This is a genomic window from Simiaoa sp., from assembly GCF_051972595.1.
Taxonomy (GTDB): Bacteria; Bacillota; Clostridia; order Lachnospirales; family Lachnospiraceae; genus Acetatifactor; species Acetatifactor hominis.
On the sequence record NZ_JBOKRY010000004.1, the window covers coordinates 23,722 to 45,690 of the forward strand.

Here is a 21,969-nt window from a genome sequence, read left to right on the forward strand (position 1 = left end):
GAACTCGCATGACAAAGAAAAAGCGTCGCAGGCTGTGCATTGCTGCTATGCTGGCACTGGGGATCGTACTGTTACTTCCCGTACGGACGGTACAGGCTTATGAGAAGAAGACCATTTATAACAGCCCTTACGTGTCCTTCAGTCCGGACGGGAAAGCATGGACTACCTGTGCCGGAGAGAAAGGATATCGTTGGTATGAAGAAAATACGGTCGTATTTACGGGAATAAAATCTTCTCTGAGAAAGCCCGTTGCGGGAGAACATTATTACAGTGTCAGCCGCATGGGAGAAGTACCGATCGGAGCCTGGAAGGTCTGCTGGCGGAGGGCACAGTGTATTCATAATGCCTATGGGAGAAAACAGGGCTGGCATGGTCTGCGATTTGGTACAGCAAAATGTCAGGGATACTATAATTCCGGCTGGAAACCGGTCTGTGCGGATTGTGGGGAATGGATAGAATCGTGGAACATCTATATGAGCAGAGATGCGGCAGCGACAATCCACTACATGGAGCTTGGCAATGAGGAGACACCGGAGACCTATTATTATCTGTGTCCGTATTGTACCAACCTGGAGCAGGGAGTGACATTCCCGGCACACCGATGCAAGAAGATTTCTCCCAATCAGTATAAGGCAATATATGATGCAAATGCAGATCCCGGATCCTGTGTAGGATTTATGGGGGAAAGCTATCATATGTATGATAACGCGGAAGTTTACGAAGGTGGCGAAGTGACTCCGGTCACCCATCTGACGAAGAACAATTATACCCGTATCGGCTATCTGTTTACCGGGTGGAATACCGCACCGGACGGAAGCGGCGATTCCTACGCGGATGAGGCCGAGATATGTAATCTTGCCACAGCGGATCACCGGGACAGGACGACCTGGACCGACAGAGACAACGGATCGGTCACACTGTACGCCCAATGGACTCCATGTGAGAGTACACTGTGTATCGATGCCGGCGGCGGTAAATATCTGGGTAAAAACATTTTGGAGATTACGGATGTATACGGTAAAAAATACCGCCTGCATACGGAAGGGATTCAGCCGCCGGCCGGATCTACACTGACTTTTGAGACAAACGGTGGAACGGCAGTACCTTCCATCCGGGGAACACAGCATTTTGAAGAATGGACGCGTGTGCTTCCCTTCCTGGGAGAACTGCAGGGAAATGTCTATACCTACTGTGCCACGGAAGGAAATAGGGATACTGTAAAGGCACTGTACCGGAGGGATTGCGTGACTCTGCCGGGGACAGTCAGAGAAGGCTGGTCTTTCGGAGGCTGGTATTATGATAAAGCATTTACATTGCCGGCGGGGGCGGCAGGGGAAGAGATTATTCCTTCCGCTGACAGCACACTGTATGCCCAGTGGGTCGATCTGAAGCTAGAGTCTGCAGACAATTATAAGGCAAATGGTGGGAAGGGTGCAGTGGATCTTAGCTGGTCACAGACGGATCAGAAGAACAAGACCTATCTGCTGTTCCAAAAGAAGGATAACGGCACTTGGACCCGCATCAATTCCGCCGAGGATATCAGCAGCATGACACGGGTCGCGATAACAGAGAATTACAGCGGCAGTGCCGAAGAATATACCATCCCTTACACGGGGCTGTATACGCTTACAGCAGAGGGGGCCCAGGGACAGGATTTTGAATCCTGCACAGGAGGATACGGTGGGCGCGTGTCCGGGACCTTCTGGCTGCAAAAGGGAGAGAAGATCACATGTTTCCCGGGAGGACAGGATGGCGGTAACGGCGGAGGAACTGCTTCTGCTTACGGCAATGGAGGTGGCATGACATCTGTGACATCAGACCGCAAGGGAATCCTGCTCATTGCCGGTGGCGGCGGAGGCGCTTCCCCGGCGGGAGACGGAAAAAGCGGTGGCAGTGCGGAGAGCGCGCGGGAAGAAAGCAGCGGTGAGGACGGAATGGCGGGTGGTGGTGCCGGATACCGGGGAGGAAGTGCTGGAGAGAAGATTGTACACTCCCATACGAATCAATGTTACAGGGAGGCAGCCTATACCCCGGCACTTGGCAGCTGGGAGCACTATGTGACCGGCCATGATGATTATTGTGAGACTTACACTGCCACCAGGGCTTACAGCCATACCAGGGACGACGATCCTTATCATATTATCCGTGCAGGCTGGTCCCGGTATTACTGGGATGAGGGGAATCGGTGGAATACGAGAGGATACCCGGGAATCAACACTAACGGTAATACGAAATTAAATATTTCGGTCTATGCGGACAGCTGGGGATCCTCCTGTAATTTTTCTCTGAATAAGTCACAATATACGATTTTGAACCAGGACGGAAAAGTAATCCTGTCAGGGAGCTTTCGGGATGCGGTTTATTCCATGAGCGGGTCTTCCAGCTCTGCATGGGAGAATCCGGACGGTTCCTGGGGCGGTGCACCGGGCGGCAGTAAGTTCGCCGGTACCTTTCATTTTACCCTGCCGGAGGGGACGACGAAGATCTTCGTAGACCTGAAGTTTTCCCATGACTGTTCGGATGCATGGCTCACTTCGGAGATCACGGGCTTAAGCTTTTCCGGCGGCAGAATGCTGACCTGCGGTTATACGGAGGGACAGGTACTTTCCTCGAAACCGGCTTACGGAGGAAGTAATTATGTGAATATGGCGTATGCCCGGATGTACAAAAGCGAAAGCGGCGTACACCGGGGAGACGGAAGCATACAGATACAGTCCGAGGCAATAGGTTATCAGGAAGAGTGCCATATGGAGGGGGTTGTGGCAACAGACCTGGCAGCACCGGATCGGATCCCTGCGGAAATGACCATGGAAGCACTGGATCATAAGCGGGTACAGATTACCTGGCAGCAGCCAAGTGATAACGGAACCCGGTATTATCATAAGGCGGAGTCCTATCTGACCGGGAGTACTAAAAGACTTTGTACTTCTAATATTACCGGGAATCTGTTGGTCAGCGGCATTGCAGGTTACTATTTCACAATAGACGACGCGGCAGATACAAAGGTGGGAGCGCAGAATGCAAAATACACCGAAAAAACGGTTGCTGAGTTGACTGCAAACGGAAAAACACAGTATTTTCATGTGGCAGCTGTGGACGTGGCAGGCAATGTAGGACCTACGACACATTTTAGTATGAAAGATACCGATGTAAAGTGGAAGATTTATACCGGACCGTTGGAAATAGAGAGCGGAGACAACGTGTATCCTGCGCCGGAGGCAAAAAGCTGGTATGTCCGAGCGGACGGTAAGACCCCGTTCACTTTAAAAAATAATGCTTCTCTGGACGGGGATGCCTGTGAGGAATATCAGCCCAATGAAAATATCTATGAGACCCGAAGCGAAGACGGCACCGTAGCACGCAATATCATCCATACGCCTTCCGGAGAAATCCGTAAGGGCAATATCCGTACCGATGCTTCCGGACTGTCCTATACCACAGAAGGAGTGGCAGTACTGCAGCAATATCCGTATTCCTATACGGTAAGATCGAATCTGTGCAGGGAGCTTACCGGTGTGCAGAAATTCACGATCGACGCGGCTTATTCCGGACAGAGAATCCAGGCGATTCCCATTGCGGAGGCAGATGCGGGAGATACAAAAGTATATTCGACACATGCACTGGATGAAAAAAATAAGATCACGCTGATTGCAGATGGAGAGGCTCCGACAATCTACGGACTGGATCTGTTAGAAGACCGTGAACTGATCGACCGCAGGGAGGGAGAGGTCACCGTTACCGTGACAGCCTCCGACGCGGTCAGCGGCGTAAAAGAATTCTACGTCAGAATACAGAATACCGATAATACGGTAGCGAAGACCTTTGTACCGGATGACACCGGAAGTATCCGGATCGTGATCACGGAGGATGACGCAATGTTCAGCGGGGATTTTACGGTAATGGCATATGCGGCAGATTATGTGGGAAATGAGACGGAGATAACCAAAGGGACAACGGAATTCGGTCTGGAAGCGGATGTTATGAGAATACGGGAACCACAGGGGACGACATTTCGCTGCGGCGAGAGCGGTATACTGACATTTACGGTATGGGGATATGCGGATCTGGTGGAGGTGATCTTCCCGGAAGAGATGACGAGACAGAATCCGGAACTGAACAGGGTCTATGATTATAGGGATCAGCCGGGGTATCGAATCACGGAAAGTATACAGTTCATGGTGCCTCTGTATACACCGGAGAATGAACAGCTGCCGATCACTGTGCGGGCTTATAAAGGGGATAAGAAACTGGAAGATCATCCCCAGATCAGTGTCATCGGTGTGAAAGGAAGTGTATTAGAGGATCTGCGGACGAGACTGCGGTAAACAGACAGGATAACAGGGGAAAACCACAGGACGGGAGCATGCAGAGAGTGCGGAAGGGAGCGGGTGTGATCCGGATTATGGCATATATCATGCTGTCAGGAGGACTTCTGATGGCATCCTGGATGGATAGGAAAGAGTGCCTAGTGTATAATTATGTATGGTGGTGGTGCCTGCCCTGGGCCTGTCTGCTGGCCCTGTCGGAAGGATGGGATATCAGAACCTGGATTACGGCAGCAGGATTTGCAGCCTTGCAGCAGCTGGTATTTGGTCATATGTACGGAAAGGCGGACTGCTATGCTTTTTCGGTGTGTGCATTGGCGGAATGTACCGGGGATACCGGAATCCTATGGCCGTTGTGTCATATGCTGCTGGCGGTGATACTGCTTACGGTGGTGCAGCTGTTTCACGGAAATGTTACGCTAGACGGGAGACTGCGGGTTCCACAGCCGTTTATTCCTTATATTACCGTTTCTTTCTGGATGGTTACGGTGTTACGATATTTTCTGAATGCAACGTATATTTATGCATAAACAGTTGCGTATTTCGGGAAAAAGTGATATAGTAATCAAAGTTTAGGGGAGGATGGCTCCCGTATAAACAGACAGGAGGAAAATATTATGAAAAAAGCAATCGCAATGTTACTTGCAACTGTAATGAGTACAGCAATGCTGACAGGTTGTGGTTCTGATTCCACAACAAAGGAGAGCACCCAGGCTACTGAGAGCAGTGTAGCTGAAACTGCTGCTGCAACTACCGAAGCTGCAGCTACTGAGGCAGCTGATAAGACCGAGGGCGGCGTACTGGTATTCGGTACAAACGCAGAATTCCCTCCCTTTGAGTATGTAGGAGATGACGGAGAGCCTGATGGTTTTGACGTAGCTCTGATCAAGGCAGTAGGAGAGAAGCTGGGCATGGAAGTCCAGGTAGAGAACATGGAGTTCGATTCTCTGGTAAGCTCTATTGGCAACAGAATTGATGGTGCTATCGCAGGCATGACCGTTACCGACGAACGTAAGGAACAGGTGGATTTCTCTGATCCTTATTACGAGGCTGTACAGTTCGTCATCGTACCGGCAGATTCCGATATTGCAACCGCTGATGATCTGAAGAACAAGACGATCGGCAGCCAGCTGGGTACTACCGGAATGTTCCTTTCCGAGGACATTGAAGGTGTTACCGCACAGACCTATAACAGAGCCATCGATGCTGTCAACGATCTGGTAAACGGCAGAGTAGATGCGGTTATCATCGACAAGAACCCTGCAGAAGTATTCAACACGAAGTTCGAAGGCAAGGTTAAGATTATCGATGGTGCAGAGTTCGGTTTCGAGACCGAAGAATATGCAATTGCACTTCCTAAGGGAAGCGAACTGGTAGAGCAGGTAAATCAGGCACTGGCAGATCTGAAGGCAGACGGTACCTTTGATACACTGGTATCTGAGTACATCGGTGAATAATATATACAAAATATGTGTAAAAAATATGCATGAAAATATATATAAAAAAGAAGAGAATGGCTTGTGCCATTCTCTTCTTTTTGCTATATTAAGGTAGGTAATGGCAATTTTTATACATTTCATCATTTCATTTAAGAAAGGCATAGGAAATAACATGCAAAATATCTGGCAACATATTTATGCAGCCTTCATTGAAGCGGACAGATGGAAGCTTTATCTGAAAGGACTGGGAGTAACCTTAGAGGTTTCTTTTTTTGCGGCACTGCTCGGTATTCTGATCGGAACCATAGCAGCATTTTTAAAACTTTCTACGAGAAAGAACGGATCGAAGACCATAGCGTCCCGCATCGCAAGCGCTTATATTGATATTATAAGGGGAACACCTACCACAGTACAGCTACTGATCATGTGGTCCGGTATTCTGGCTACCTGTAAGAACAGTGTGCTGATCGCCAGCCTGACCTTTGGTATTAACTCCGGAGCCTATGTTGCGGAGATCGTAAGAGCAGGTATCCTGGCAGTGGACAAGGGACAGATGGAAGCCGGAAGATCCCTGGGACTGAACAAGCTCCAGACCATGCGCTACATCATTATCCCTCAGGCGTTTAAGAGCATTCTGCCTCCTCTCGGCAATGAATTTATCGTGCTGATCAAGGAGACTTCTATTGTAGGTTACGTAGGAATGAGTGACCTTACCCGTGTGGCAAATCAGATGACTTCCAAGCTGTTCGATGTATTTACACCGCTGCTTGGTATCGCGTTCATCTATTTCGTGCTGACCAAGGTACTGTCTATCCTGCTTGCAAAACTGGAAAGGAGGCTGCGTAAGAGTGATAATCGTTAAAGATCTGCATAAAAGCTTTGAAGATAATCAGGTGTTAAAGGGAGTAAATTACCATATTCATCCCGGAGAGAAGATCGTAGTGGTAGGACCCTCCGGATCCGGTAAGAGTACTTTCCTGCGTTGCCTGAACCTATTGGAGAGACCTACTAGCGGTGAGATATGGTTTGACGGACAGAACATCACGGATCCAAAGATCGACATCAACAAAATCCGTCAGCATATGGGTATGGTGTTCCAGCATTTTAACCTGTTTAATAATCTGACCATCATGAATAATATTACTCTCGCTCCGGTGAAGTTAAAACTGATGAACGAGGAAGAAGCCAAAGAAAATGCGCTGAAGCTGTTAAAGAGAGTAGGGCTGGAGGAAAAAGCGGATGCATATCCTGCCTCCTTAAGCGGCGGTCAGAAGCAGAGAATCGCCATCGTAAGATCCCTGGCAATGAACCCCAGAGTAATGCTGTTCGATGAGCCTACCTCCGCACTGGATCCTGAGATGGTAGGAGAAGTACTGGAAGTTATGAAGGAACTGGCAGAGAGCGGCATGACCATGGTGGTGGTTACCCACGAGATGGGCTTTGCCAGAGAAGTAGGTACGAAGGTGCTCTTTATGGATGGCGGTAATATCGTGGAGGAGAATACGCCGCAGGAATTCTTTACCAATCCCCAGAGTCCGAGATTACAGGAATTTTTATCCAAAGTACTGTAGGAACAGCATCGCATGTAAAAATGCGGGAACGGAGATCCGAAATGATCACAATCTCTTTATGTATGATCGTTAAAAATGAAGAACGGATTCTGGCTAGATGCCTGGACAGTGTGAAAGACCTGGTGGATGAGATCATTATCGTGGATACGGGATCAGCGGATGCCACGAAGCGGATTGCCGCAGAATATACCGATAAGATATACGATTTTACCTGGATCGATGATTTCAGCGCAGCAAGGAATTTCGCCTTTTCCAAGGCGTCGAAGGAATATATATATTCAGCGGATGCGGATGAGGTGCTTTCGGAGGAGAACAGGCAGAGATTCCGCCAGCTGAAAGAAACACTGCTTCCTGAAATTGAGATCGTCCAGATGAAATACGGCAATCAGCTGCACAACGGCACGGTCTATAATTTTGATGAAGAGTATCGTCCCAAATTATTCCGCAGACTGCGGAACTTTGTGTGGGAGGAGCCGATCCATGAAATGGTACGGCTTGCGCCGGTGGTCTATGACAGTGACATCGTGATCACTCACATGCCGGAGCAGAATCATGCAGGCAGAGATCTGGGCAATTTCCGAAAACAGATTGCTGCGGGGAGACAATTATCCAGAAGACTGTACGGCATGTATGCCAGAGAACTGTTCCTGGCAGGAAGTGTGCAGGATCTTCAGGAAGCGGAAAATTACTTCCGGACGGAAGTTTCTTCCCCGGACAGAAGTACGGACGAAATCACGGAAGGCTGTTGTGTGGCAGCCAAAGCGGCCAGACTGCGGGGCGATACCGTGGCGTTTTTCAAGCACACTTCCAAGGTGATCGCGGGAGAAGGGTGTTCGGAGATCTGTTGTGAACTGGGTCATTTTTATGAAGAGAAGCAAGACTACGAAGAAGCAGCCATCTGGTATTATAATGCAGCATATGAGACACGGCCGGCGTTAACGCTTAGAAGCGCAGGAGAAGAACCGTTGCAGGGACTGATCCGGTGCTATGAACAGTTAGGGGTTCCAAAACAGGCGGAAAGCTATCGGAAAGAGTTAAAACAGCGACAGAATGAAAATGAGAAATAACTGCCCGGCACACAGGGTAATGAAGTCATGAAAAAGTGTGCGGAATGAGGAGCAAACAACATTATGAAATGGGAAGAAAATGTACGTAAGGTGGTGCCCTATGTGGCAGGCGAGCAGCCGAACCGCCCGAACATGATCAAACTGAATACCAATGAATGCCCGTATCCTCCAGCACCCGGAGTACGGCAGGCAGCGGAAAATATGGAAAGTGCATCTCTGCGGCTGTATCCGAATTCCAACGCACAGCCCTTAGTGGATGCGCTGGCTGCATACTATCATGTGAAGCCGGAACAGGTATTTGTAGGTGTGGGATCCGACGATGTATTATCCATGGCATTCCTGACCTTTTTCAACAGCGGAAAACCGATCCTGTTCCCGGATGTGACATATTCCTTTTACGATGTATGGGCGGATCTGTACCGGATCCCGTATCGTACCTGTGCCCTGGATGAGAACTGGCACATTGATCCCGAGGATTACAAGCAGCCAAACGGCGGCGTGATCTTCCCGAACCCCAACGCCCCCACCGGTGTGGAGGAATCGCTGGAAATGATCGAAGAGATCCTGCAGGCGAATCCCGATGTGGTAGTGATCGTGGATGAGGCTTATGTGGACTTCGGCGGTAAGAGTGCCCTGCCACTGCTTAAAAAATACGAAAACCTTCTGGTGGTGCAGACTTTTTCCAAGTCCAGAGCCATGGCGGGAATGCGTATCGGTTTCTGCATCGGTAATGAAAAGCTGATCCATTATCTGAATGATGTGAAATTTTCCTTCAACTCCTACACTATGAACCTGCCTTCTCAGGTCATGGGTGTGGAAGCGGTAAAGGATGATGTTTATTTTAAAGAGACTACGGCGAAGATCGTGGCGACCAGAGAGCGCATTAAGAAGGAGCTTTCGCAGCTTGGATTTACTTTTCCGGATTCTAAGGCGAACTTTATCTTCGCTTCTCATAAGGAAGTACCTGCCGAAGAGCTTTTCCTGGCACTTCGTGCAGCAGACATCTATGTCAGACACTGGAACAAAGAAAGAATTGCCAACTCCCTGCGTATCACAGTCGGTACGGATGAAGAGATGGACCGTCTGATCGCTTTCCTGAAAGAATATCTGGAAAAGCGGGCATAATTAAAAAATAAAAGAATTGGAGCAAACACATGTTAAAAAAGTATTTGATCATTTTTCTGGTATCTATGGTTCCTTTGATTGAGCTTCGAGGCGCTGTCCCTATTGCGGTGGGAATGAATCTGCCGCTGCTTCCCAGCTATATTGTCTGCATCCTGGGCAATATGCTTCCTGTGCCGTTTATTTTCTTTTTTGCCAGAAAGGTATTGGAATGGGGCGCAGACAAGCCGGTCATCGGTAAATTCTTCACCTTCTGCCTGGAAAAAGGACATAAGGGTGGCAAGAAACTGCAGGAGAAGGCCGGAAGAGGTCTGTTCGTGGCACTGCTTCTCTTTGTAGGCATTCCGCTTCCGGGAACCGGCGCCTGGACCGGAACTCTGGCAGCCAGTCTGTTAGACATGGACTTTAAGTCCAGTGTCATTGCCGTGATGTTGGGAGTGGTACTGGCAGGTGTGATCATGGGTCTGCTCAGCATGGGCGTATTTGGAGCACTTGGAACTATTTTCTAAAAAAACGGGGATACTGTAATTATGGAAAATACAGAAGAAATCTACACAGACTTTGCAAGAGTATATGACGAACTCATGGACAACACGCCCTATGATATGTGGTGTGACCGCTTAGATGAGCTGATTACGGCTTACGGTGTATCCAAACCTACGCGGGATGCGGAAGGCATTCTGGATTCTGAGCGAAATCTGGTGGTGGACTTAGGGTGCGGAACCGGCACACTGACGGAGCTGTTGTATAAAAAGGGGTATGACTGCATTGGCGTGGATAATTCCGAGGAGATGCTGAACATTGCCATGGACAAAAAAGCACAGAGCGGTTCGGAAATCCTCTATCTTCATCAGGATATGCGGGAACTGGATCTGTATTCTACCGTAGGTACGGTGATCAGTGTCTGTGATTCCGTGAATTATATTCTGGAAGAAGAGGAACTGTTGCAGGTATTTCAGCTGGTGAACAACTATCTCTATCCCGGCGGGGTATTTATCTTTGATTTTAATACCGCCTATAAATACCGGGAAGTCATCGGCAATACCACCATTGCGGAGAACAGAGAGGACTGCAGTTTTATCTGGGAGAATTATTACGATCCGGAAGAAGAGATCAATGAGTATGATCTGACTATCTTCGTACAGGAAGAGGACGATGTTTTCCGGAGATTCACAGAGACCCATTTGCAGCGGGGCTATACGGTGGAGCAGATGCGGGCGCTTGTGGAGCAGGCAGGATTAAAGGTTCTTGAAATCAAGGATTCCGATACCGGTGAAGCAGCGGCTGAGACCAGCGAGAGAGTATATATCGTAGCAAAAGAGCAGCAAAAAAAGCTGCCGTAAGAAAGGTTCGTGGAATAAAATGAAAGATTATATGGTACGCGCAACTGCCGCAAATGCACAGATCCGTGCATTCGCCTGTACAACGAAAGAGACAGTGGAGACGGCTAGAGCAGCGCATAATACAAGCCCGGTGGTTACAGCTGCACTGGGAAGACTCCTCAGTGCCGGAGCTATGATGGGCAGTATGTTAAAAGGAGAAGATGAACTGATCACACTGCAGATCAAGGGAGACGGTCCCGTGGGAGGACTTACAGTGACAGCAGACGGTAACGGACATGTAAAGGGCTACGCGAATGTACCCGATGTGATCCTGCCGGCAAATGCCCAGGGAAAACTGGATGTGGGCGGCGCCGTGGGAAACGGTGTCTTAAGTGTGATAAGGGATATGGGACTGAAGGATCCTTACGTGGGACAGACCGAGTTACAGACCGGTGAGATCGCAGAGGATCTGACCTATTATTTTGCCGTATCCGAGCAGGTGCCTTCCGTGGTGGGACTGGGAGTACTGATGAACAGAGACAACACTGTCAGACAGGCCGGCGGATTCATTGTACAGTTGATGCCCTTCGCAGAGGAGGGGACCATCAGCAGGCTGGAAGAGAATATCAAGAATCTCTCCTCCGTGACCGCTATGCTGGATGCAGGTAAGACTCCGGAGGGGATGCTTGAAGTACTGCTTTTGGGAATGAATCCGGAGATCACCGATACGCTTTCTGTGGAATTTGCCTGCAATTGCAGCAAGGACAGAGTGCGCAAGGCCCTGATCAGTATCGGAAGAGAAGAGCTGCAGTCTATGATCGATGATGATAAGCCGATCGAGGTGAACTGCCATTTCTGTAATAAAAACTATAACTTTACCGTGGATGAATTAAAACAGATGATCCGGTAATGGATTCCGTAAAGTGAGGAAGCTTATGAAACAGGGATTTGTCAAAGTTGCGTCCGCTACACCGTGGATCCGGGTGGCGGATCCGGTCTATAATGCCCGGGCAATCTGTACCCAGGCAAAAGAAGCGGCAGAACACGGAGCGAAGATAATAGTGTTCCCCGAACTGTGCATTACCGGGTATACCTGTAATGATCTCTTTTTGCAGAATCTTTTGCTGAAGAAGGCAAAAGAAGCACTGCTTACGATCGCAGAAGAGACAAGCCGGTTGGAGGCATTACTTTTTGTGGGACTTCCCGTGGAAAAGGACGGTCGTCTGTATAATGTGGCTGCCGCAGTATATCGTGGAAGTATTCTGGGCATGATCCCGAAGAAAAATATTCCGACATATGCGGAATTTTACGAGGGCAGATATTTTACTCCCGGGGAGGAAAGGATAACGAATTTCCGCCTGGGAGAATATGAGGTCCCTTTTGGAACGAATCTTTTGTTTTGTTGTGAGGAATTGCCGGAGCTGGTTCTTGGCTGTGAGATCTGCGAGGACCTGTGGGTGGCGGATCCGCCATCCACTTCCCATGCATTGGCAGGGGCTACGGTGATCGCCAATCTGTCGGCATCTAATGAGACGGTATCCAAGGACGCTTACCGTGAACTATTGGTAAAATCCACCAGCGCAAGACTTCTGTGTGGGTATATTTATACTTCCGCCGGAGAAGGAGAATCCACTCAGGATCTGGTATTCGGAGGGCATAATCTGATTGCGGAGAACGGAACACTGCTGGCACAGTCTTCCCGTTTCGCCACAGGAATTCTCTACACAGACATGGATGTGCTCAAAATAAGCAGCGAGCGCAGAAGAATGGGAACCTTTGGAAAACAGCCGACGGTTTCCTATTGTAAGATTCCGTTTTCCATGGAACTTACGGAGACCAGACTGGAACGGAAGTTCGCGGCGCATCCTTTTGTACCGGAGGATCCGGCTCTTCGCAACAGAAGATGTGAAGATATTTTATCCATTCAGGCGTATGGTCTGAAAAAACGCTATGAACATATCGGTGGTAAGACGGCGGTTCTCGGAATCTCGGGAGGACTGGATTCTACACTGGCACTTTTGGTGACGGTGAGGACGTTTGATCTGTTAGGACTTGCAAGAAAAGGAATCATTGCCGTGACCATGCCCTGCTTCGGTACCACGGACCGGACCTACGAGAATGCCTGCCTGTTAGCGAAGACTCTGGGTACGACACTTCGGGAAGTGGATATCCGTGAGGCAGTGACCGGACATTTCGCAGACATCGGACAAGATATGGAATGTCATGATATTACCTATGAGAACGGACAGGCGAGAGAACGCACACAGGTGCTTATGGATATCGCGAACAAGGAGAATGCCCTGGTCATCGGTACAGGAGACATGTCGGAGCTCGCACTTGGCTGGGCTACCTATAACGGAGACCACATGTCCATGTATGGCGTCAATGCAGGCGTGCCGAAGACACTGGTAAGACACTTAGTGCAGTATTACGCGGATACCTGTGGACAGGAAGAATTGTCGAAAGTACTGAAGGATGTGCTGGATACGCCGGTGAGTCCGGAACTGCTTCCGCCGGTAGAAGGAAATATCGCGCAGAAGACAGAGGATCTTGTGGGACCTTATGAACTGCACGACTTCTTCTTATATTATATGCTGCGCTGCGGCTATGCGCCGGATAAGGTATACCGGATCGCAGAAGAGACCTTTGCCGGAAAATATGATGCAAAGACCATTAAAAAATGGCTGAAAAATTTCTATCGGAGGTTTTTCTCGCAGCAGTTTAAACGCTCCTGCCTGCCGGACGGACCCAAAGTGGGAAGCGTGGCACTTTCCCCCAGAGGGGATCTGCGCATGCCCAGTGATGCCTGTGCAAGGATCTGGCTGGACCGCCTGGAGGAAATATAAAAATATTGTTAAAATTTCGTCGAAATTCTTAATTTTCTGTTTTTTACTTGAAATGGAAAACGGGAAATCGTATATTATAGCTGTACCAAGTTTAGAGGATATGTGGAGGAATAAATATGACTAAGGCGGAAATCTTAAAAAAAGAAATCTTAAGACAGTATCGCAGTGTCAGACAGTTTGCCATGGAGATGAATATTCCTTACAGCACACTGGTAACGGCTCTGGAGCGCGGCATTGAAGGGATGGCATACGGAACAGTTATCAAAATGTGTGACAAGCTGAGTCTGAATCCTGTAGATTTTTCATCATTGGAGAGGGATGCATCCCTGGGAGCACAGCTTTTGGAAAATCGTGTCATGCAGAATTATGTGAAACTGAATCAGACCGGAAGAGATAAGATTCTGGAGCTGATGGATGATTTTGTACAGATTGATAAGTACAAGGCAAAAAACAAGAAAACAAAATAAGAAGTAAAAAACAAGTAAAATAAGTAAAATAAAACAGCTACTGATCGAATCCCCTAAAACGGGGATCAACAGTAGCTGTTGAACATCATACCGCTGTAAGCGCTGGTGGTATAAGGACTGATGAAATTGTGACCGGGATTTTTGTAGGCCACAATTTTTTTGTCTACGTAATCCATGGGATTCAGCGAGACCTGATCGCTTTTGTGTAACAGAGAGCTGCTGAAATCCTTTAATACACTGAAAGCCGACAGATCATTTCCCGAGGCTGCCGCGGTCTGCCGCAGTCTTTCGTCATTGACGGAGAGCATACCGTCATCCTCCAGATGCATTCCCATACTTTCCAAAGAATTGCCATACAGGGAAGCGATGGATGAAAATTCCCGTACCAGCTGTCTGCTTCTGGACTGGGTATTCAGATAGGAAGATGCCGCACGTATGAAATTATTGTAACTGCCTACCAGCTGGTTAATATTGTCGGTGATGGATTCGGTATCTGTCTTCAGCCCGATATGTACCGGTTTATCTTCGGGGCTTACGGCTTTAATCTGTACATCGAACAACTTGCCCACCGTGAAATGGTTGGAAGAGGAAGAACGTTCCTCACCGTTGATCAGGAAGCTTGCGTTGTCAGCGGAATGACTGATATAATTCAGTCCCATATTGTCTACGACACCGGAGGTCTTGCTGGTATGATCATCACTGACCCGGAAATGATACGGTCTGCCGTTCAAAATACCGGTGGCGTCGGATGTCAGGCGGAGTGCGTAACGGGAATCGGATTCCGCTACCTCTGCACGGATGCCGATGTCCGCGTTGTTGATCAGCCTCGACAGCCGCTCCATGATCTGACGGTTGGTATCGCCCTCGTTAATATTGAACTGGAATTCATAGTTCATATCGTTGACCGCAATATCAAAGGAATAAGTATCCGGAGCCAGTGTGGTAGCCAGATCCGGGAGGAAATATCCAAGATTCTCCTGGGGAGTGGCAAGGGTGCGTACCTCCAGATCGAATTCGGGAGAAGCAGCGGAAGAGGCTTCGGAACCGATATAGGTGACCTCAGCGATATCGTTGTTGGTGGAATAGGCACTTTTTTTACGGAACATGCCGTCCTGCTCCAGCCCGCCGAGCTGAGCGATGGAGTTGTGAAGCTCTCTGGCGTTCTCCTTGACATCCACAGCATAATACTGAGTATCCTTACTGGTGGTGGGGAGATACCAGGGTGCATCCTTGTTCAGTTTTATGATGGAATTATAGACACTGCGAAGTTCGCTCTTTTTATGTGTGTCGTATTTCGTCAGCTGTCTGGGCGAGTACGCCGTCAGATAATTATTGTAAACAGTATTGAGAACTGCACTCATAGATATCTCCTTTCTCCTCCGTAATCAAGGAAATTTTAGATGTCGCGGTCAAAAGCCCCCGACTTTGATGCCTGCGGATTGCTCCGTGCTGCGCACTCTCACAATCCTCCCCTCTATTCGCATATCGTGGGATTATCATCCCACTTTTATGCTCATATCGGGGCGGGTCCTAAGGTCTTTCACCCACATATGAGCAAGCTCATGTGGGCTTAGACCTGTTGACCCTGGCATTTATTTTATAAAAAATTACAGTAACCCACTTTTATGAGAGGATTATAGCATAAATAATAAGAAGAAACAAGAAAAATAAAGGGATTTTCGGGAAAAACAGTTGACGGACAGGGCGGATTATGGTATAGTATCCAAGCGAGATGAGATTTAGGTCTTTTTTTTATGCTTAAATTTAGAGATCAGAAAACAAGTGGAGGTAGAAAAATGCGTACAAAAATTACTTTAGCATGTACCGAGTGCAAGCAGCGTAACTACAATACTACCAAGGATAAGAAGACTCATCCTGATAGAATGGAAACCAAGAAGTATTGTAGATTCTGCAAAACACATACATTGCACAAAGAAACCAAATAATCAGCCGTTCTAACATGGGAGGTCGAAATGGGAGATTCCGCAGAAAAACAGAAGCGCCCCAGTTTCTTCAAAGGCGTAAAAGCTGAATTTAAGAAAATTTCATGGCCGGACAGACAATCCACATTGAAGCAATCCGTAGCGGTTGTTGCAATTTCAGTTGTAGTTGGTGTGATTATTGCAGTGCTGGATTATTTTATTCAGTACGGCGTAAACTTCTTAACATCATTATAGAGCGAGGGTGATTGTATGGCAGAGGCAAAATGGTATGTAGTCCATACCTATTCAGGATATGAGAACAAGGTCAAAGCCAATATCGAGAAGACCATAGAGAACAACAAGAATCTGGCAGAACAGATTCTTGAGGTAAGAGTCCCTATGCAGGATGTGGTGGAACTGAAGGACGGAGCCCGCAAGACGGTATCCAAGAAGATGTTCCCCGGATACGTACTTCTTAATATGGAAATGAACGATGATACCTGGTATGTCGTTCGTAATACCCGTGGTGTGACCGGTTTCGTAGGTCCCGGAAGTAAACCTGTACCTCTTACAGAAGCTGAGATGAAGCCTTTGGGCATTAAGACCGAGAATGTATCGATCGACTTTGGCGAGGGCGACAGCATTGCTGTTGTGGCCGGAGTATGGAAAGATACCGTCGGCGTGGTGCAGAAACTGGACTATGGCAAACAGACAGCTACCATCAATGTAGAACTGTTTGGAAGAGAGACCCCTGTGGAAATCAGCTTTGCAGAGGTCAGAAAGCTTTAAAAGCAGACAAAGATATTTTCTTCCGGAAATCTCCGGGATAAAATATAAACTTTCTGGTCCGTAAGGATCGGAAAGAGGCAGCACAAAAGGAACGGAAACGTTCCAGTGGGAGCAGGGGGCAGCACCAAAGCAGCCTGCGCCGAATTACCACATTATAGGAGGTGCCACAATGGCAAAGAAAGTAGAAGGATATATCAAGTTACAGATCCCTGCCGGCAAAGCAACACCGGCTCCCCCTGTTGGTCCTGCACTTGGACAGCACGGGGTGAACATCGTTGAATTTACAAAGCAGTTCAACGCAAGAACAGCAGACAAGGGAGATCTTATCATTCCCGTAGTTATTACTGTATATGCAGACAGAAGCTTTAGTTTCGTTACAAAGACTCCCCCTGCAGCAGTACTGTTAAAGAAAGCCTGCAACATCAAGTCCGGTTCCGGCGTTCCCAACAAGACCAAGGTAGCTACCATTTCCAAGGCTAAGGTTCAGGAGATCGCTGAGATGAAGATGCCGGATCTGAATGCAGCAAGCCTGGAAGCAGCTATGAGCATGATCGCTGGTACTGCGCGCAGCATGGGTATTGTTGTTGAGGAGTAACTTATAAATATTTGGGAGGCAATCGACAATGAGATTGCCGCTGGAACCTAGGAGGTAAAATAATGAAACATGGTAAGAAATATACCGAAGCTGCCAAGCTGGTAGATCGCGCTACATTCTATGAGCCTAACGATGCTATCGCTCTGGTTAAGAAAACTGCAACTGCTAAATTCGATGAGACCATCGAAGTTCACATCAGAACCGGTTGTGACGGACGTCACGCTGAGCAGCAGATCCGTGGCGCAGTTGTACTGCCTAACGGAACCGGTAAGACTGTAAAAGTTCTGGTATTCGCAAAGGGCGATAAGATCAACGAGGCTGAAGCAGCAGGCGCTGATTATGTTGGCGGCGAAGAGCTGATCCCGAAGATCCAGAACGAAGGATGGCTGGACTTCGATGTTGTAGTAGCAACCCCTGATATGATGGGTGTTGTAGGTCGTCTGGGTAAGGTTCTCGGACCTAAGGGCTTAATGCCTAACCCTAAGGCTGGTACCGTAACCATGGATGTAACCAAGGCAGTTAACGATATCAAAGCCGGTAAGATCGAGTACAGACTTGACAAGACCAACATCGTACATGTTCCCGTTGGTAAGGCTTCTTTCTCTGAGGAAGCTCTGCAGGAGAACTTCAATGCACTTATGGACGCTATCGTAAAGGCTAAGCCCAGCGCATTAAAGGGTCAGTATCTGAGAAGCATCACCTTGACCAGCACTATGGGACCTGGCGTTAAGGTCAGCGTTGCAAAATTCTAATCTGATCTCTAATCTAATTAGATAATAAAAAGGAGCGATAATTATCGCTCCTTTTTGCTTTCGGAAAGCATTCTTTCTTCCACATGCTTCAGGTGCTCAGACAGAGCAACCTTTGCAAATTCCCGCTGACCTTTTTTTAGAAATGCAATAATATTTTCGTGCTCGATGAGAGCATCTTGTCTGTTTTGCGGAAGAGTTCCGGACAGAACATTGATCCTTACCATAACGTTGTTGATGTTTTGAATAAATTCAATCAGGGAAGCATTGTCACAGCACGCAGCAATTGCACAGTGAAATTCCTTGTCCAGCTCTGCAAATCTGAGATTATCCTCCGGATGTGTGGCGATTAATTCATGCTGTTCCCGGTCGATCCGCTCCAGCTCCTGAAGCTTTGCTTCCGATAATGGAAAACTGGCGGAATCAATAGCCATACATTCCAGTACAGTGCGGACTTTTGAGGTATCCTGCACATTTTTCTCCGTAATGGTAGATACATAAATATGTCCGGTGGCATCCTGACTTAATAATTTCTCATATACCAGCTGTTGAAGAGCAGACCGTATAGGAGTACGACTGATGGAAAGCATACTGCTCAGCTGTTCTTCGGTCAGAGAGGTACCCGGTTTCAGGGTATTGGTATTGATAGCCTGACGGATCTGTTCATAAGCCTGATCTTTTAATGTAATGTTTTTTCGAATAGGTTTTAATTCCATAGAAAGTCTTCCCTTTCACTTAATGTATACATTTATACTACTATAAAAATGTGAGCTCTGCAAGTATAAAAGAAAAAACCCTATAAAATAGGAATGATTGTATTGACAGATGAATAAACATATGCTAAAACTGTATACAGTACACATGGCAAAGGGGCCGGACAATGAGATGTCTGGCTCCTTTGTACGTTGTTGAAAAGAAATATCAGAATATAGGTGATAGGAAAAGGAAGGTGACGGATATGAGAGAGGATATGATTCAGATAACAAAAGAAATGGTTAAGATCCCGAGTATCAACACCACGGAGGGCGAAAAAAAGATCGGAGAGTACATAGAGAATTTTATCAGAGAAATTCCCTATTTTAAAAAGCATCCGGAGCAGGTAATCGTTCGGGAATTAAAAAACGATTCTCTTCACAGAAGAAATGTCATCGCTATCCTGTTGGGAGAAAAGGAGCCAAACGGAAAAACATTGTTATTTCATGGGCACACAGATACGGTGGGACTCGAAGGTTATGGTGCATTAGAGAATTATGCCTGTGATCCGGAGCAGTTGATACAGCGTCTGGAAGACGTGGAGTTGCCGGAGGAAGTACGAAAGGACCTGCGATCCGGAGATTATATGTTTGGCAGAGGCACCTGCGATATGAAGGACGGAGATGCAGTATTTCTCGGTATTCTGAAGGACGCCTGTGAGCATCCGGAGGAACTGTCAGGAAACATTGTGGTATCCTTCAATCCGGTGGAAGAAAATTTGCATACCGGAATCATAGAGGCAACGGATATACTTGTGGAATTAAAAGAAAAATATCACCTTTCATATATTCTGGGAATTAACAATGATTATATCTGCCCTCTGTATCCTGGGGATGAGGTCAAGACAATTTATATAGGCATGGTAGGAAAACTACTTCCCTGTTTCTATATTCAGGGAAAAGAAACGCATGTGGGGCAATGCTTTGAAGGGCTGGATGCATCCATGATAGCGGCAGAACTGGTGCGCAGAATTCATCTGAATCATGATTTTATCGACGAGTACGAGGGTGAATATACCTATCCGCCCAGTGTCCTGAAAATGAAAGATCTGAAGCCCTGGTACAATGTTCAGACCACTGGGGAAGCTCTGGTATACTTCAACTATTTTGTACATAACGCGACCATTGATGCGATCACTGGCAAATTGAAGAAGGCTGCAGAGGAAGTAATGGAGACAATCCTTGAGAGAACTCGTCGGGAAATCGAGTGGTTTTCTGCAAAAAGCGGAAATAACATCAGCGTCCGGGATTATAAATGTAAGGTCATGACCTATGAAGAGTTATATGAAAAAGTCAGAAAAATCAAAGGATTTTCAGAAGAAGAGATGCACCGTCGGATGGAAGAGGAAGTAAGAAGCGGAGTCGATAAGAGAGAGGTTCCTATTGCCATGATCCGATACCTGCTGCATACAGCGGGAATTACTTCGCCGACCATTGTTATGTATTATGCAGCACCCTACTGTCCTCACAATACGCTGCAGGAAAAAAGCGAAAAACTGATCGGAGAGCTCCGGAAGCTGACAGATGAAATGTCCGCAGAGTATAACGTGACATACCGCATCATGAGATTCTATCCCAGCCTGTCAGACAGCAGTTACCTTAATATTGATGATCCGGAAGAGTCGGTAGAAGCATTGGTGAAAAATTTCCCGGGATTCGATACGCTGTATCCACTACCATTACAAAATATCCGGAAACTGGCAATTCCGGCAGTAAACTTTGGGGGCTTTGGAAAGGATGCCCATAAATGGACAGAACGTGTTAATGTACCCTACACCTTTGAACTGCTTCCGAAGCTGCTCCAGAAAACGATTGATCATTATCTGAAATAAAGGAGGAGATGAGATGCGTAAGCTCGTATTAAGTGGAAAAGGAATTTTTACAGGGCGGGGGTCTTTGGAGGCATTGGAGCAATATTCTTTTGAGAAGGTCATGATCGTCACCGGAGGAAGCTCCATGATGCGGACCGGTGTGGTGGACCGGGTCAGAGGTATGTTAGAAAAAAATAACAGCCATATTGTGGTATATTCCGGAGTGCCGAAAAACCCGTCTATTGCGGACGTACAAAAAGGACTGGAGCAATGTCTTGCGTTTGGCCCGGATTGTATTTTAGCTTTGGGCGGAGGTTCTGCCATGGATTGTGCCAAAGCAATCCTGCTGTTCTATGAGTTCCCGTATCTGACATTCGAAAATGTTCTGGAATATAATTCCCGTGGAGAAATTCCCACAGAGAGGAAAACAGCACTGATCTGTGTCCCTTCTACTTCGGGAACCGGTTCAGAGGTTACCAGGGGGACTGTGATCACGGATCCAGAACAGGAACTCAAGGTACCGATCATGACAGACTGCCTTCGCCCGGATCTGGCGATCCTGGATCCGGATATCGTGATGACTATGCCGAAAAATATAGCAGCTGAGACAGGAATGGATGCTCTGACTCATGCCATTGAGGCATACACCAACCATAATCTGGACGATTTTGACGAAGGGCTGTGCAGCTCTGCAATTGTCGGGATTATGGAATGGCTTCCGAAATCGGTGCTGGAAGAGGATCCTGTGGCCCGGGAAAAGGTTCACAATTTCCAGGCTATGGCAGGCATCGGTTTTGCCAATGTGGGACTGGGAATGGTCCATGGAATCGCACATTCCTTCGGTGCAGCCTATGATATGGCGCATGGACTGACAAATGCTGTTATCTTGCCTTATGTTCTGCAATATAACAGTCGGGATCCGCTGGTAAAGGCAAAGCTTACGGAATTATCGTATCGCTGTCACTGTGAAGACATTATATTAAAAATTGAGGAAATGCGGGAACAACTGGGGATTCCTCGCTGCTTCCGGGAGGCAGGGATCACGGAGGAGATGTTTAGGGAGAAACACGATCTGTTGCTTCAGCATGCCATGCTGGGAGCAACAAAGGTGAATCCGGTGAAAATGACAGTGGAAGAGATGGATAAAATGTTGACTCAGGTCTATATGGGAAAACGGGAAGAAAAATAGTAG

At 47.6% G+C, this 21,969-nt stretch carries 21 protein-coding genes; 19 read left to right on the forward strand and 2 right to left on the reverse strand.

Annotated elements, in window-relative coordinates; genetic code table 11:
• Window positions 1-8 precede the first annotated feature (8 nt).
• The 12 genes from ACTRDR_RS02250 (at window position 9) to ACTRDR_RS02305 (ending at window position 14,159) form a co-directional block, all read left to right on the forward strand.
• Complete coding sequence (locus ACTRDR_RS02250) at window positions 9-4,325, forward strand: InlB B-repeat-containing protein (RefSeq protein WP_440526013.1); 4,317 nt, start codon at window positions 9-11, stop codon at window positions 4,323-4,325.
• Between the two features lie 38 nt (window positions 4,326-4,363).
• Window positions 4,364-4,855: a hypothetical protein gene (locus ACTRDR_RS02255; protein ID WP_440526014.1), complete on the forward strand. Its 492-nt coding sequence runs from the start codon at window positions 4,364-4,366 to the stop codon at window positions 4,853-4,855.
• Window positions 4,856-4,942: 87 nt separating this feature from the next.
• Entirely contained in the window at window positions 4,943-5,782 is an 840-nt protein-coding gene (locus ACTRDR_RS02260) for a basic amino acid ABC transporter substrate-binding protein (protein WP_440526015.1), read from the forward strand.
• Between the two features lie 154 nt (window positions 5,783-5,936).
• On the forward strand, window positions 5,937-6,626 hold the full coding sequence (locus tag ACTRDR_RS02265; protein WP_176862454.1) for an ABC transporter permease subunit: 690 nt from the start codon (window positions 5,937-5,939) through the stop codon (window positions 6,624-6,626).
• Complete coding sequence (locus tag ACTRDR_RS02270) at window positions 6,613-7,335, forward strand: ATP-binding cassette domain-containing protein (protein ID WP_176862453.1); 723 nt, start codon at window positions 6,613-6,615, stop codon at window positions 7,333-7,335. Before ACTRDR_RS02265 ends, ACTRDR_RS02270 begins: the two co-directional genes overlap by 14 nt.
• A gap of 41 nt (window positions 7,336-7,376) precedes the next feature.
• Complete coding sequence (locus ACTRDR_RS02275; RefSeq protein ID WP_440526016.1) at window positions 7,377-8,402, forward strand: glycosyltransferase family 2 protein; 1,026 nt, start codon at window positions 7,377-7,379, stop codon at window positions 8,400-8,402.
• Window positions 8,403-8,465: 63 nt separating this feature from the next.
• A complete protein-coding gene (gene hisC, locus ACTRDR_RS02280) occupies window positions 8,466-9,527 on the forward strand; it encodes a histidinol-phosphate transaminase (RefSeq protein WP_440526017.1) in 1,062 nt (353 codons plus the stop codon).
• Between the two features lie 29 nt (window positions 9,528-9,556).
• Window positions 9,557-10,033 (forward strand): small multi-drug export protein, encoded by a 477-nt coding sequence (locus ACTRDR_RS02285; protein ID WP_176862451.1) that lies wholly within the window; start codon window positions 9,557-9,559, stop codon window positions 10,031-10,033.
• A gap of 21 nt (window positions 10,034-10,054) precedes the next feature.
• Window positions 10,055-10,867: a class I SAM-dependent DNA methyltransferase gene (locus ACTRDR_RS02290; RefSeq protein WP_440526018.1), complete on the forward strand. Its 813-nt coding sequence runs from the start codon at window positions 10,055-10,057 to the stop codon at window positions 10,865-10,867.
• A gap of 19 nt (window positions 10,868-10,886) precedes the next feature.
• Window positions 10,887-11,756 carry an Hsp33 family molecular chaperone HslO gene (hslO, locus tag ACTRDR_RS02295; protein ID WP_440526019.1) on the forward strand — a complete coding sequence of 290 codons (870 nt, stop codon included), beginning with the start codon at window positions 10,887-10,889 and terminating at the stop codon, window positions 11,754-11,756.
• A gap of 25 nt (window positions 11,757-11,781) precedes the next feature.
• Window positions 11,782-13,692 carry an NAD(+) synthase gene (locus ACTRDR_RS02300; RefSeq protein ID WP_440526020.1) on the forward strand — a complete coding sequence of 637 codons (1,911 nt, stop codon included), beginning with the start codon at window positions 11,782-11,784 and terminating at the stop codon, window positions 13,690-13,692.
• 116 nt (window positions 13,693-13,808) lie between these two features.
• Window positions 13,809-14,159 (forward strand): transcriptional regulator, encoded by a 351-nt coding sequence (locus tag ACTRDR_RS02305; RefSeq protein WP_176862443.1) that lies wholly within the window; start codon window positions 13,809-13,811, stop codon window positions 14,157-14,159.
• A 65-nt stretch (window positions 14,160-14,224) separates the two neighbouring features.
• Here ACTRDR_RS02305 and fliD read toward each other — a convergent pair whose 3' ends face one another.
• Window positions 14,225-15,520: a flagellar filament capping protein FliD gene (fliD, locus tag ACTRDR_RS02310; protein WP_440526021.1), complete on the reverse strand. Its 1,296-nt coding sequence runs from the start codon at window positions 15,518-15,520 to the stop codon at window positions 14,225-14,227.
• Window positions 15,521-15,955: 435 nt separating this feature from the next.
• On the opposite strand from fliD, the gene rpmG reads away from it, so the two are divergent.
• The 5 genes from rpmG to rplA all read left to right on the forward strand — a co-directional run bounded on the left by rpmG (window position 15,956) and on the right by rplA (window position 18,217).
• Complete coding sequence (rpmG, locus tag ACTRDR_RS02315) at window positions 15,956-16,105, forward strand: 50S ribosomal protein L33 (RefSeq protein ID WP_022153716.1); 150 nt, start codon at window positions 15,956-15,958, stop codon at window positions 16,103-16,105.
• Between the two features lie 27 nt (window positions 16,106-16,132).
• Window positions 16,133-16,336: a preprotein translocase subunit SecE gene (gene secE / locus ACTRDR_RS02320; RefSeq protein ID WP_176862439.1), complete on the forward strand. Its 204-nt coding sequence runs from the start codon at window positions 16,133-16,135 to the stop codon at window positions 16,334-16,336.
• A 15-nt stretch (window positions 16,337-16,351) separates the two neighbouring features.
• Window positions 16,352-16,870: a transcription termination/antitermination protein NusG gene (nusG, locus tag ACTRDR_RS02325; protein ID WP_022153714.1), complete on the forward strand. Its 519-nt coding sequence runs from the start codon at window positions 16,352-16,354 to the stop codon at window positions 16,868-16,870.
• 169 nt (window positions 16,871-17,039) lie between these two features.
• Window positions 17,040-17,465, forward strand: a complete 426-nt coding sequence (gene rplK / locus ACTRDR_RS02330; RefSeq protein WP_117465604.1) for a 50S ribosomal protein L11 — start codon at window positions 17,040-17,042, stop codon at window positions 17,463-17,465.
• A gap of 62 nt (window positions 17,466-17,527) precedes the next feature.
• A complete protein-coding gene (gene rplA / locus ACTRDR_RS02335) occupies window positions 17,528-18,217 on the forward strand; it encodes a 50S ribosomal protein L1 (RefSeq protein WP_118503843.1) in 690 nt (229 codons plus the stop codon).
• Window positions 18,218-18,258: 41 nt separating this feature from the next.
• Here rplA and ACTRDR_RS02340 read toward each other — a convergent pair whose 3' ends face one another.
• The gene (locus ACTRDR_RS02340) at window positions 18,259-18,930 is read right to left on the reverse strand and encodes an FCD domain-containing protein (RefSeq protein ID WP_176862437.1); all 672 of its coding nucleotides are present in this window, start codon (window positions 18,928-18,930) and stop codon (window positions 18,259-18,261) included.
• Window positions 18,931-19,172: 242 nt separating this feature from the next.
• Between ACTRDR_RS02340 and ACTRDR_RS02345 the strand changes: the two genes are divergently transcribed.
• On the forward strand, window positions 19,173-20,798 hold the full coding sequence (locus tag ACTRDR_RS02345; protein WP_440526022.1) for a M20/M25/M40 family metallo-hydrolase: 1,626 nt from the start codon (window positions 19,173-19,175) through the stop codon (window positions 20,796-20,798).
• A 13-nt stretch (window positions 20,799-20,811) separates the two neighbouring features.
• Window positions 20,812-21,966 carry an iron-containing alcohol dehydrogenase gene (locus ACTRDR_RS02350; protein ID WP_176862433.1) on the forward strand — a complete coding sequence of 385 codons (1,155 nt, stop codon included), beginning with the start codon at window positions 20,812-20,814 and terminating at the stop codon, window positions 21,964-21,966.
• The last annotated feature ends 3 nt before the right edge of the window (window positions 21,967-21,969 follow it).

Bases quoted from the DNA above. Each gene is read 5' to 3' on its own strand.
- hisC (WP_440526017.1), top strand. From the start codon at position 8,466: ATGAAATGGGAAGAAAATGTACGTAAGGTGGTGCCCTATGTGGCAGGC.
- hslO (WP_440526019.1), top strand. From the start codon at position 10,887: ATGAAAGATTATATGGTACGCGCAACTGCCGCAAATGCACAGATCCGT.
- ACTRDR_RS02265 (WP_176862454.1), top strand. From the start codon at position 5,937: ATGCAAAATATCTGGCAACATATTTATGCAGCCTTCATTGAAGCGGAC.
- fliD (WP_440526021.1), bottom strand. From the start codon at position 15,520: ATGAGTGCAGTTCTCAATACTGTTTACAATAATTATCTGACGGCGTAC.
- ACTRDR_RS02305 (WP_176862443.1), top strand. From the start codon at position 13,809: ATGACTAAGGCGGAAATCTTAAAAAAAGAAATCTTAAGACAGTATCGC.
- ACTRDR_RS02285 (WP_176862451.1), top strand. From the start codon at position 9,557: ATGTTAAAAAAGTATTTGATCATTTTTCTGGTATCTATGGTTCCTTTG.
- ACTRDR_RS02340 (WP_176862437.1), bottom strand. From the start codon at position 18,930: ATGGAATTAAAACCTATTCGAAAAAACATTACATTAAAAGATCAGGCT.
- rplA (WP_118503843.1), top strand. From the start codon at position 17,528: ATGAAACATGGTAAGAAATATACCGAAGCTGCCAAGCTGGTAGATCGC.
- ACTRDR_RS02350 (WP_176862433.1), top strand. From the start codon at position 20,812: ATGCGTAAGCTCGTATTAAGTGGAAAAGGAATTTTTACAGGGCGGGGG.
- rplK (WP_117465604.1), top strand. From the start codon at position 17,040: ATGGCAAAGAAAGTAGAAGGATATATCAAGTTACAGATCCCTGCCGGC.
- ACTRDR_RS02275 (WP_440526016.1), top strand. From the start codon at position 7,377: ATGATCACAATCTCTTTATGTATGATCGTTAAAAATGAAGAACGGATT.
- ACTRDR_RS02250 (WP_440526013.1), top strand. From the start codon at position 9: ATGACAAAGAAAAAGCGTCGCAGGCTGTGCATTGCTGCTATGCTGGCA.
- rpmG (WP_022153716.1), top strand. From the start codon at position 15,956: ATGCGTACAAAAATTACTTTAGCATGTACCGAGTGCAAGCAGCGTAAC.
- ACTRDR_RS02345 (WP_440526022.1), top strand. From the start codon at position 19,173: ATGAGAGAGGATATGATTCAGATAACAAAAGAAATGGTTAAGATCCCG.
- ACTRDR_RS02290 (WP_440526018.1), top strand. From the start codon at position 10,055: ATGGAAAATACAGAAGAAATCTACACAGACTTTGCAAGAGTATATGAC.
- secE (WP_176862439.1), top strand. From the start codon at position 16,133: ATGGGAGATTCCGCAGAAAAACAGAAGCGCCCCAGTTTCTTCAAAGGC.
- ACTRDR_RS02255 (WP_440526014.1), top strand. From the start codon at position 4,364: ATGCAGAGAGTGCGGAAGGGAGCGGGTGTGATCCGGATTATGGCATAT.
- ACTRDR_RS02260 (WP_440526015.1), top strand. From the start codon at position 4,943: ATGAAAAAAGCAATCGCAATGTTACTTGCAACTGTAATGAGTACAGCA.
- nusG (WP_022153714.1), top strand. From the start codon at position 16,352: ATGGCAGAGGCAAAATGGTATGTAGTCCATACCTATTCAGGATATGAG.
- ACTRDR_RS02300 (WP_440526020.1), top strand. From the start codon at position 11,782: ATGAAACAGGGATTTGTCAAAGTTGCGTCCGCTACACCGTGGATCCGG.